Genomic DNA, 12208 nt, shown 5'->3' with positions numbered 1-12208 from the left:
AATATTTTACTACAGATCTTCCTGAAAACCAGGTATTGAGGTATTTTTCCATCGTAGTTCTACGATACTTTTCACTTTTAGCCGTAATAACCGTGGATGGAAAAACGAGCAGTATTGCTCTTGTGCAGCCGCTAAATTCGCCGCATCTTTGTGTCAGAAGTTGATTGATATTAAAACATCAATCATATCCAAAGATCCAGATAAACCACATCCAAAAATTTTCCAATATCCAATTAAAAAGACCGTAAAATTCAATATCAGTCGACTTCTACTTTTTTTATTTTTTATCCAATATCGTTCGAAAGAACCCAACCAACCAAATCCAGCTTATGCTGCTAACCACAGCGATGATAGCGAAAAACCAGTAGTGTCCCCCACAAGACAAAAAATTTTGAAAGGTCTGTACGAAAGTGCGGACCTTTTTTGTATCGCAGATTACAGATGATTACGTGGAGGGAAAGGATCACGGATTACAAATTGATTAGGCGATTGCACAGATTGTTTTGCTACTCAAAATCCAAATGCAGGAAGTAATAAATTGAGCCATTAAAATATCCTTAAGTTTTTCGGACTGCATGTTGTTTTTCACGCAGTGAAAAAATAATCTGTGCAATCCCCTTCATCCCTTCAAATCTGTGATCCATCTCCCTTAATCCTTATTTCCTTTGACCCCCAGTAAAAAATCAAACAGATTCACTTCAGTTGGGATCTGCAGTTTTTTTCGCAGCCTGTAGCGGCTGATCTCCACGCCACGTACGCTGATGTTCATCAGCTGCGCCATTTCCTTGGTAGAAAGATTCATGCGGAGGTAAGCCGAAAGCTTGAGTTCATTGGCGCTCAGGTTTGGATATTTTTGCTTGAGCGCCGCAAGGAAATCGCTATGCACATTATCGAAGTGCATGGCAAACTGTTCCCATTGCTTGTCTACCTTATCTTCATCACTGATCACCCGGATAATCTTTTTAAGATCGTCGGTATCATTATCGGATTGTTTTTTCAGCTTCACCATCTGGTCTTTGATCTTACCCAGGATCTCCCCCTTCTGCACCAGGTGCATCGCTACGGAAGCAAGCTCGGTATTCTTATGTTGTATCTCCGCTTCCAGCTTTTCGTTGCGAAGCTTTACAATTTCTTTTTCTGTTTTTTCCAGCTCCAGCTGATGCAGGTACAAAAGATTTTTTTGCTCCTTCTCATGACTCTCCTGCTGTTGGCGGAATTTTCGTTTTTGCAAAACATATAACCGGTAAAAAACAAACAACACGATCAACACATAGGCAGTATATGCCCAATACGTCTGGTACCACGGCGGCAATACCGTGAACGTGTAGACGCTCACGGCCGATTCAATACCGAGGTTGTTGCGGGCCTTTACCTTGAATGTATAAGTTCCGGTAGGAAGATTGGTGTATTCTTTTTCCGCTTTTTTGGAAAACTCCGACCAGCTCCTGTCGAAGCCCTGCAGAAAATAACTGTACTCGATGGTGGATTGCTGCGCATACACCGGGGAAGCGAATTCAAAATGAAATGAATTCCAGGAATGGCTGATCTCGATGCGCCTTTTTTGTGTCTGCTGCGCTTCGTCATTCACCTGGTTCACATATCCGCCATACAACAAACTGTCGCGTTTATTGATGGCCGTTACTGAAGTGATCAGTACCTGCAAAGGATATTTCAGTTTTTGATATTGCTCAAGGTTCACATGATAAAACCCTTTTTCGCCCCCGATAAATACATTGGAATTATTGACCGGGTAAATGAATTCGAAACCGCTTACAAATTTGTTGGCCAGTTCGGGAAAGTAGATCACCTGCGGCTTTGCCCCGGCCATATTGATCACGCCAAGGATCTTGTCAAACACAAACCATACGTTTCCCGAAGCATCTTCTTTCAGGTAACGCACATTCTTTTTTGAAAAAATGCTGTTGTAAAATGCGGAAGGTTCAAATTTATCCTGCGTTTCGTTGTATTCGAAGATCCCGTTTTGTGTGCACAGTATGATGCGGTTCTTGATTTTGAAAATATAATTTTCGTTGAGCGATATCACCCCATCCTCTTTTTTGTACAATTTTATATGCTGTACAAAACCATCTTTCATCTGCAGGCGATAAATGCCCTTGTAAGGATGTGCCACCCATATATTATTATTATCTATACATACAAACCGGGCCGATTCAAAATGGGCAGGCGTGCCCCGGTTGGTGAAAGTGCCATTCTGGTAATTGTAAAAATTGATCCCGTTGTAAGTTCCGGCCACCATCACCGACGAAGGCATTACGTTGGAGTAAGGCAAAAATGTCCAGAAGCCCGTGCTGTTGTCCATCGCGGTGGCGGTATTGTTATCGATCACAAAAGCTCCGTCGTGATGGCCCATCAATAATTTGCCATTCACTTCCGAGAGGTTCCATACCTGGCCTTTGGTATTGGTAACCGGGGTAAAATCGCCTTTCACATAACTCAGGTCCTTCATGTCGTAGAGGGCAGTCTTGTAAAGGCCGTTTGATGTACCCAGGTAAAGCTCCTTATTATATATAACAGCAGCGTAACCGGAGCCCTCGTTGTAGTAGTCGGGATAGATGTGTTTGATGGCGTTGTTGTAGGCGATGAAGTCGATGCCATTGTCGAGCCCCAGCCAGAGATTTCTTTCCTTATCCAGGAAAATATCCAGGATATTATTGTTCTGAAGGCCTTCCTTACGGGAAAAGTTCTGGATCAGCTTTCCCGACTTGTCTATTATATATATACCTGCAAGGTTGGTAGTGATGGCGATATGATCTTCGTTCACCATAGCAGATGCGGAAATATTCATTTTGGCGACCTGGTCGAGAAAAGGGGAATTCAGCTTCGATACATTATTGCCCGACATGATATAAATACCGTTTTTCAACGTGGTGAGCAGGGCGCTGTCGTGGCCTATAGAAGTGAGTGATGTAACAAAGTAGTCCTTCGGCAGTTCGTTTTTTTCTATAAAAGGCGCCCATAACCCATTTTGAAACGATAAAAGTCCTTTATCAAATTCCTGGGCCACCAGTTTATCATTATAGGTAGAAATGAACCTCCAGTGTGCACTTTTATATACAGTGCAGTGATTTTGAACAAATTGGAAGATCTTGTTACTGGTTTGAAAAAAAATGGCCCCCTGGTAGAAGTAGATCTCCCATACATCGGTAAACGACCTTTCGGCTTCCGGGATCATTTCCCGCATGGAATGATACTTAAGCTGGCCGCTGGCATCGGGAGAAAAATAGCCGAATTCATCCTGCCCACCTACATATAACCTGTTATCAGGGCCAAACTCCACACATCTTACTATACTGTTATTGGGAAGGGGGTAAGTTTTCCAGTTGATCCCGTCAAAAGTGAGTACGGCTTCGCTGTTGGCGAAATAAAGTATTCCATTTTTATCCTGGCGTATCTGGCGGTTTTGTGCCCCTGCCCGATACGAGGATTTGGTATAATTTATAATATCAGGCAGCCCGATAGTATTTTGTGCTGAGCAATAATCTATTAGGGTTGTTAAATAAAGTAAGGTTATAAGCTTTCTCATGTCGCAAAATATCGATGTGAAAGATAAGAAATTAAAATGATGTAGTAATGTAGTGGTAAAAAACGTGGAAAATACTGGTTTTTGAGCAGGGTGATGTAGTAGTGATGTATAAATTTTTGTGCAATGTATTTAGTCCGTCCTTACATTTACAAACTCTTAATTAACTTTTTATTAAGAACTCACTCACCATTAAACGATTGCATATGAAAAAAACAGCATTATTGCTATGTGTGTTTGTCCTGCTATCTGTATGTCAGGTATTCGCACAAACGCTCCAGGTTACGGGGCGGGTATTATCTTCGGCCAACAGTGAACCACTGGCCGGGGCTTCAGTTTCTGTAAAAGGCACAAACATGGCCACTACTACAGATGCTCAGGGTAATTACTCTATTTCAGTTCCAAAAGCCGGCTCTACGCTGGTAGTTTCTTACACAGGCATGGAAAGCCAGGAAAGGACTATCCGTGCTGCTGGAAACCAGGACTTCAGCGTTGTTTCTACCAACAACACCTTGAACGAAGTAGTAGTAAACGTAGGTTATGGCTCTCAGAAGAAGAGTGTTACTACCGGCGCTATTTCCAGTGTAAGGGCAAAAGATCTCGAAAACGTTCCTAACGGTCGTCTTGAACAGACACTTCAGGGTAGGGTTTCAGGTGTTTTGATCGGACAAAATGCTGGTCAGCCTGGTTCTGCTTCTACCGTAAGGGTAAGGGGTGTAACTACTTTCGGCGACAACAACCCTCTGTATGTTATAGATGGTATCGTGGTTGATCCGGGAGCTATCGGTTATCTCAACCAGTCGGATATCGAATCTATCGAAGTATTGAAAGATGCGACTTCTGCTGCTATTTATGGTACAAGGGCGGCAACAGGCGTAATCCTGGTAACCACCAAAAAAGGCCGTGGCGGTAAAATTTCTGTTTCTTACAATACTTTTTATGGCACTTCCAGGGCGGCAAAAAAACTTGACCTGCTGAATGCTACCGAATATGCTACGCTGATCAATGAAAGGTTGGTAGGCGGTGGGGGTAGCCCCAAATATGCTGACCCAACGATATTTGGTCAGGGTACGGACTGGCAGGACCAGATCTTCGAAAACAACGCCAAACGTTCTAACCACGAGTTGAGCATCAGCGGCGGTAACGACAAATCTACTTTCTACGCTTCTTTCGGTCTGCAGGACCAGGAAGGTATCGTTGCTCCTGAGATCTCTCATTACAATAAAAAGACTTTCCGTCTTAACTCTACTCACAAGATCGGCAAATATGTAACTTTTGGCCAGACCTTCGGTTACACACACCAGAATTCACGTGGCGTTGGTAATACCAACAGCGAATTTGGTGGTCCGCTGAGCTCTGCTATCAACCTGGATCCGATCACCCCGGTGATCGTTACAGATCCGGCTGTATTGGCAACTGCGCCATACAACAACCCTGCTCTTCAACTGATCAGGAATGCCCAGGGTTATCCTTATGGTATATCCAACAACGTTGGCCAGGAAATGAGCAATCCAAAAGCGTACATCCTTACCCGTCTGGGTAACTACAACTGGTCTGATGATTTCATCGGTAATGCTTATGTAGAAGTTAAACCCACTTCAAAGATCACGTTGCGTTCTACATTTGGTGGTAAGATCGCTTATTGGGGAGACTATGGCTTCAACCCATCGTTTTACCTGAGCGCCACTATCGTCAATTCTGTAAACTCTATCGGAAAAGGCACCAACAATACATTCAACTGGAACATTGAGAACACTGTTCAATATGCTGACAAGATCGGCGACCACGACTTCAGCGTATTGCTGGGCCAGGGAGCTTATGTTGACAACAATGGCGGAGGCCAGGGTATCGGCATAAAAGACCTTCCGGTGAATGACTACCAACAGGCTTCTTTCAACTTTGCAACTACTGCTGATAAAGTAACTGCGGGTGCCAGCGATTTCGTTGTGCATAAAGTAGCTTCTTTATTCGGTCGTGTGAACTATAACTTCCAGGAAAAATACCTCTTCACCGGTATCCTCCGTCGTGATGGTTCCACAAGGTTCGGTTCTAACAACAAATATGGTGTGTTCCCTTCAGGTTCACTAGGTTGGGTACTGTCTAAAGAAAACTTCTGGACAGCTAATAAATATGTAAACTCCCTGAAATTAAGGGGTGGTTACGGTAAGGTTGGTAACGATCAGATCGGCAACTTCAGGTATCTTTCTACCGTTGTCGGTGGATTCAACTACACTGTTGGTGGAGCCATCAATGGTGGTTATGCTCCTCTTACGCTTGATAACCCGGATCTTGCTTGGGAAGAAACAACTCAGGCCAACTTCGGTTTCGACGCTCAGATCTTCAACAATTTTTCTTTGACCATGGAGATCTTCAACAAGAAGACTTCGGGTATACTTCGCGAAGTTCAAATACCTGGCTATGTTGGTGTTGCTGCATCTCCGTCCGCTAACATCGCTGATATGGAAAATAAAGGCCTTGAAGTTGAACTAGGCTGGCGCCAGAAATACGCCAACGGGCTTAGCTTAGGTGCAAACGGTAACGTTTCATTCCTGAAAAACAAGGTTACCTTCATCAACACGGACGCTCCTTTCATCGGTGGTGACGCTTCTTTCCAGTCAATGGGTAACGTTACCAGGACCCAGGTTGGTCAATCTTACAACTCTTTCTTTGGTTACAAAACAAACGGTATCTTCCAGAATCAGGCTGATATCGATAACTACAAAGACAAAAATGGTGGTGTTATTCAGCCGGGTGCAAGGCCAGGTGACTTCCGTTGGGTAGATACCAATGGAGACGGTTCTATCACTGAAGCTGACAGGGTTTTCCTTGGTACCAACATTCCAAAAGTAACCTTCGGTGCTACTGTAACAGCTGCATGGAAAGGATTTGACCTGATGGTATTTGCACAGGGTGCTGCAGGCAACAAGATCTTCCAGGGTCTTCGCAGGCTGGATGTGGCTGAAGGCAACTGGCAGACAAAAGCGCTGGGCCGCTGGACTGGTGAAGGAACTTCCAACACTTACCCTCGCCTGACCAATGATGACACCAATGGTAACTTTACCAAAATGTCTGATTTCTATCTTGAAAAAGGTGATTATATCCGTCTGAAAGTTGTTCAGATCGGTTATACGTACACCAACAAAACATTAAGCAAACTTGGGCTAACAAAATTGCGTTTGTACCTGACAGGAGAAAATCTTGCAACACTGACCGACTACACAGGATACGATCCTGAAATTGGTGGCGGAGTATTCGGTGTAGACAAAGGCTTCTACCCTCAGGCACGTTCATTCATAGTGGGCGCACAGATCACTTTTTAACCCTCAAACCAACCAGCTTGATCATTCAAGAACAATTAAATTTTAAAAAAATGAAAAAAATATTCATCTCGGGCACAGTCCTCTCCGTAGCTGCGATGCTGGCGTTGACTTCGTGCAAAAAGAGTTTTGTAGAACTGGAACCGAAAGGGGTTTTCCTGACCGAAAACTATTATGCTGACCAGAAACAGGCGTTTTCCGGCCTGATCGCCACCTACGATGTATTGCGTAAAAATTCAGGTGGGTTTGAAAACATGATCACTTTCATGAATGCCGGTTCCGACGACCAGTATGCAGGTGGGGGTGGTGAAACGGATGGCGCTGGTATCCAGGGCTTCTCCAAACACACCATCAATGCGCAAACAATGCCGGGAAGCTACTGGGGCGATCATTACCAGGGTATTTTCAGGGCAAATGTTCTGCTCTCCAAAATTGGAAACACTACCATGGATGCCGCTTTGAAAGACAGGTATATCGCTGAGGCAAAAGCGCTCAGGGCTACTTACTATTTCAACCTGGTGAGGATGTTCAAAAACGTTCCACTACTCCTGCAAGCAGTGGTTACGTCTGATATCTATTCTATCAAACAGTCTTCTCCGGATTCAGTTTACCGTCAGATCGAAAAAGATCTTACAGAAGCGATTCCAAATCTTCCTGCCAGCATCAATACCAGCTCAGAAGGTGGCCGTTACAGCAAAGGTGCTGCAACAGCAATGCTCGGAAAAGTTTATCTGTATGAAAATAAAAAACCAGAAGCTGCTGCACAGTTTGCTTTGGTAAACGGAACTCCGGGTGGTGTAAGCCCTTTCGGCTATTCCCTGCTGCCCAACTTTGCAAACCTTTGGGTATTCTCCAACAAGTTCAACAGCGAATCTATTCTTGAAGTTACCCACACCAATGCAAGTAATGCAGACTGGGGCTTCTGGGGTGGCAGTGCCGATGAAGGAAACAGCGTGAACCAGATGGTTGGCCCACGTAGCTACAACAGGATCTCTCCCCTGGCACCGGACATCTACACCGGTGGATGGAGCTTCAACGTATTTACCGACGCTTTCTATAATGTTATCAAAGACGATCCAAGGTTCACAGCCACTGTATTTGATGCCAAAAAATATGCTGATCTCGGGCAGGTTCAATACGTGGCAGGTTACCAGAACACAGGTTACTTCGTGAAAAAATTCCTTCCTAACCCATCCGATATCACTACCGGTGCTGGTACAAGGGAATTGAACTTCCAGCAAGACAGTTATATCATCCGCCTGGCTGATACTTACCTGATGGAAGCTGAAGCATTGGGCGCTACAGGTGCTCGTGCTCAGGCGCTGCTGGATGCTGTAAGGGCAAGGGTTGGTTTGCCATCCGTTCCGGTTAGCCTTGCTGCTATCAAACTGGAACGCAGGCTCGAACTTGCTGCTGAAGGCCACCGGTTCTTTGATCTTGTAAGGTGGGGTGACGCTGCTGCCGCTTTGGGTAGCAGAGGATTTGTAGCTGGCAAAAGCGAGGTCCTTCCAATCCCAGAACGTGAATTGGCTGGTACATTGCTTGTTCAAAACCCAGGTTATCAATAAATAATTATAGAATGCTGTAGCGGAGACCTCTTCGCTACAGCCCTATTTACATACTTTAAAAAATAAAAAAATGAAAAATATTTTTAAAACTATGCTGGGTGCCGGTGCTATCATGCTGGCTTTTAGCAGCTGTAAAAATGACTCTTACCAGATGGGTGAAATTACAGCTCCATCTGATCTTGTACTTACCGCAACCGTTGTTGGTAAAGATGCTACTCATCCAAATGGTGATAGCACCGGTAATGTAAAAATCACTTTAACCGGTAAAAATGGTATTTCTTACAGGGTTGATTGGGACGCTTCCAACGCAGAAGATTTCGAAGTACTTCCTGCAGGAAACACCGCTACACACCGCTACACCAAAAACGGCCTTTTCACGTATACCATCACTGGTAAAGCGTACGGTAAGGGTGGCCTGGTTACATCTACCGTAACTCAAACTGTTACTGTATATACTAAGTTTGAACCAAGTCCAGCCCTCGTAACCAATCTTACCAATGACGCCGATAAAACATGGAACGTTGATAAATCTGTTGCAGGACACATGGGTGTTGGTCCATGGAGCGGTTCTTCAGGACCAGACTGGTGGTCTGCCGGTGTAAATGAAAAAGTTGCTTGCTGCAATTGCTTCTACACTGCTTCTTACAAATTCTCAAAAGTTGGTACTGGTTATACTTTACAGGTAACTACTCCTGATGGCGCATTCACTAAAACAGGTTCCCTGACTACTTTGCCAGGCATTCCTGCGACAGGTGGTGAAGCTTGTTATACTTATGGTGGTGGAACGTCCGCTTTCGAACTGACTCCTGCCAGCTCCGGTATTGCAGCCAGCAATTCTACTCAAACCGTTATCAAACTTGCCGGCACCTCAACCTTTATTGGTTATGGCGCAGTATTGAAAGATTACGAGATCCTCAACATTACTCCTACAACAATGTATCTGAGGGTGCAGGGTACCGAAACCGGTAACGCCTGGTATTTGAAATTAAAAGCTCAGTAAGATCATATTAAAATAGCAGCCCCGCCCCAATAGCGGGGCTGCTTAAACTAACGACCATGAAGAAACTCATCCTGGGTATGCTATTGTACACCCTTTTCGCAAGCTCCTCTTGCAGCAAAAAGTCAGAAAGTACGCTACCACCATACGTTCCGCCGGTATTTACAGCACCTGTGGATTCGGGCTGGACTTTTGAAACCACTCCTGTCTGGTCGGAAGACTTTAATTACACAGGCGCACCTGATCCCAACAACTGGTTTTATGATCTTGGTGGTTCAGGATGGGGAAATAATGAACAGCAGAATTACACTAATAGTTTAGACAATGCGAGCGTAGCCAATGGCGTGCTCACCATCACAGCAAAAAAAGAAACTTCCGGAAACAGGAACTACAGCTCCGCAAGGTTGCTGTCGAAAAATTTAGGCGATTTTTTATATGGCCGTGCGGAAATAAGGGCGAAACTCCCCGCAGGCAAAGGCACATGGCCGGCTATCTGGATGCTGCCAACAGACTGGGTATATGGCGCATGGCCGGCTTCCGGCGAAATTGATATCATGGAGCATGTTGGATACGACCCGAATGTGGTTCACTTCAGCACCCACACCCAGAAATACAACTTTACGATCAATACGCAGAAAACAAGTACGATAACCATACCTACGGCAATTTCTGATTTTCATAAATACCGCGTAGACTGGACTCCTTACGCAGTGAGGGGCTACTACGACGATAACCTGATTTTTACATTTACCAACGACGGGCTTGGATTTGCTTCCTGGCCATTCGACAAAAGATTTCACCTGTTGCTAAATATAGCAGTTGGCGGCAATTGGGGCGGCGCTCAAGGCATAGACGATACAGTTTTTCCTGCTTCCATGGTCGTAGACTATGTAAGAGTTTATAAAATGAACAGGTAAATTTTCTCACTTCGGCAATCATGGCAATCATCGGGGTGGATATGTATATATCCACCCTTTTATTCACTGAAATACTTTTTATATCGAGCCTTTTTTACAATGCGTTACTTCATAATTTCAATGCTGCTGCTTGCCGGCATCACTTCAAAAAGCCAGGGCTTCTTAAAAGCCGATGGCCCCGCTATCAAAAACGGTAGGGGCCAGGAGATCATTTTGCGGGGCATGGGCCTTGGCGGCTGGATGCTGCAGGAACCTTATATGATGCAGCTTTCAGGTTTTGCCGCTACGCAACATGATATCAGGCGGAATATCACCGACCTGGTTGGCGAAAAAGGCGCACAGAAATTTTACGACGCATGGCTCGCCAATCATTGCACAAAAGCAGATGTGGATTCAATGGCCGCATGGGGCTTCAACTCCATCCGCCTTCCCATGCATTACAACCTTTATACTTTACCCATAGAAAAAGAACCGGTTGCCGGTAAACAGACCTGGATAGAAAAAGGCTTCAGGATGACCGATAGCCTGCTCAGCTGGTGCAAAGCCAATAAGATCTACCTCATCCTCGACCTTCACGCCGCACCCGGCGGACAAGGAAACGATATCGCCATTTCCGACAGGGATACTTCAACTCCTCATTTATGGAAAAGCCAACAGAACCAACAAAAAACGATCGCTCTGTGGGAAAAGCTGGCTGCCCGCTATGCCAATGAAGAATGGATCGGCGCTTACGACCTGATCAATGAGCCCAACTATGGCTTTCAGGATGCTGCTGATAAAAACGGCTGTGCCGAGACAGAGAACGCACCGCTCCGAAAATTATATGTAGACCTTACCACAGCTATCCGCAAGGTTGATAAAAAGCATATCATCATCATCGAAGGCAATTGCTGGGGTAATAATTATGCAGGCATTTTTCCTTTATGGGACAATAATATGGTGTTAAGTTTTCACAAATACTGGAACAATACCAGCGATGGCTCCATCCAAAAATTTCTCGATTACCGCACTCAATATAATGTACCGATCTGGCTCGGCGAAAGCGGCGAGAACTCCAATTCATGGATGACGGAAACATTGGCGATGGTAGAACGCAATAAGATCGGCTGGGCATTGTGGCCATTGAAAAAATCGGGGCCGAACAACCCTTTGCAGGTAAAAATAAATCCAGGCTATCGTAAAATATTGAACTACTGGAAAGATCAGGGACCGAAACCTACCCCTGAAGAGGCTTTGGCGGGTTTGATGGAATACGCTTCGGCAACAAAGATCAGCAACAACATTTACAATAAGAACGTAACCGATGCCCTCATCAGGCAAACCGGCACCTGGGATGTCATCCCTTACAAGGATTTTTCTGTAAAAAATGACGCGGTTCTTTTTGCTTCCGATTATGACCTCGGTCGCAGCGGCCTTGCTTACCACGATAAGGATTCCGCCACGTACTGGGTAGAAGATACCCGTCACCAGGAATGGAACAGCGGCCACCAGTACCGCAACGAAGGTGTTGATATTGAAGCCTGCACCGATTCTGTAACAAACGGTTACAACGTTGGCTGGATACAGGATGGCGAATGGATGCAGTACACCATTTACAGTCCGCAAAACGGCACTTTCGATGTAAACGTACGCTCCGCTTCCAAACTGGCCGATGGGCGCCTTCAACTACTGGTAAACGATTTGGCTGCCGGCGAAAACATCGTTTTACCCAATACCGGGGAAGATCAGCGTTGGGCAACCAGCACGATAAAAAATATTTCACTGAATAAAGGCTGGAACCGTCTGCGTGTGCTTGCAGTCAAAGGCGGGTTCAATCTTAATTATTTACAATTCAGGCAAACAAACGGTACTGCAGCAGTAAACTAAAC

The 12208-nt window shown here is 45.0% G+C and carries 6 protein-coding genes; 5 read left to right on the top strand and 1 reads right to left on the bottom strand.

Going from position 1 to position 12208, the window contains the following annotated elements; all coding sequences use genetic code 11:
• Window positions 1-649: 649 nt before the first annotated feature.
• A complete protein-coding gene (locus EGI32_RS01530) occupies window positions 650-3544 on the bottom strand; it encodes a triple tyrosine motif-containing protein (protein ID WP_255153593.1) in 2895 nt (964 codons plus the stop codon).
• 203 nt (window positions 3545-3747) lie between these two features.
• On the opposite strand from EGI32_RS01530, the gene EGI32_RS01525 reads away from it, so the two are divergent.
• The 5 genes from EGI32_RS01525 to EGI32_RS01505 all read left to right on the top strand — a co-directional run bounded on the left by EGI32_RS01525 (window position 3748) and on the right by EGI32_RS01505 (window position 12206).
• The gene (locus EGI32_RS01525; protein ID WP_255153592.1) at window positions 3748-6861 is read left to right on the top strand and encodes a TonB-dependent receptor; all 3114 of its coding nucleotides are present in this window, start codon (window positions 3748-3750) and stop codon (window positions 6859-6861) included.
• Between the two features lie 50 nt (window positions 6862-6911).
• On the top strand, window positions 6912-8426 hold the full coding sequence (locus EGI32_RS01520) for a RagB/SusD family nutrient uptake outer membrane protein (protein ID WP_255153591.1): 1515 nt from the start codon (window positions 6912-6914) through the stop codon (window positions 8424-8426).
• A gap of 70 nt (window positions 8427-8496) precedes the next feature.
• Entirely contained in the window at window positions 8497-9426 is a 930-nt protein-coding gene (locus EGI32_RS01515) for a hypothetical protein (protein ID WP_255153590.1), read from the top strand.
• 56 nt (window positions 9427-9482) lie between these two features.
• Window positions 9483-10340, top strand: a complete 858-nt coding sequence (locus EGI32_RS01510) for a family 16 glycosylhydrolase (RefSeq protein ID WP_255153589.1) — start codon at window positions 9483-9485, stop codon at window positions 10338-10340.
• Between the two features lie 99 nt (window positions 10341-10439).
• Entirely contained in the window at window positions 10440-12206 is a 1767-nt protein-coding gene (locus tag EGI32_RS01505) for a cellulase family glycosylhydrolase (RefSeq protein WP_255153588.1), read from the top strand.
• The last annotated feature ends 2 nt before the right edge of the window (window positions 12207-12208 follow it).

It is taken from the genome of Ferruginibacter sp. HRS2-29, assembly GCF_024343615.1.
Lineage (GTDB): Bacteria > Bacteroidota > Bacteroidia > Chitinophagales > Chitinophagaceae > Ferruginibacter.
The sequence above is the reverse complement of the archived record's forward strand: the minus strand, read 5'-3'. Positions and strand labels throughout refer to the sequence as shown.

Excerpts from the sequence above, each read along its gene's own strand:
- EGI32_RS01530 (WP_255153593.1), bottom strand. The coding sequence starts at position 3,544 with ATGAGAAAGCTTATAACCTTACTTTATTTAACAACCCTAATAGATTAT.
- EGI32_RS01525 (WP_255153592.1), top strand. The coding sequence starts at position 3,748 with ATGAAAAAAACAGCATTATTGCTATGTGTGTTTGTCCTGCTATCTGTA.
- EGI32_RS01520 (WP_255153591.1), top strand. The coding sequence starts at position 6,912 with ATGAAAAAAATATTCATCTCGGGCACAGTCCTCTCCGTAGCTGCGATG.
- EGI32_RS01515 (WP_255153590.1), top strand. The coding sequence starts at position 8,497 with ATGAAAAATATTTTTAAAACTATGCTGGGTGCCGGTGCTATCATGCTG.
- EGI32_RS01510 (WP_255153589.1), top strand. The coding sequence starts at position 9,483 with ATGAAGAAACTCATCCTGGGTATGCTATTGTACACCCTTTTCGCAAGC.
- EGI32_RS01505 (WP_255153588.1), top strand. The coding sequence starts at position 10,440 with ATGCGTTACTTCATAATTTCAATGCTGCTGCTTGCCGGCATCACTTCA.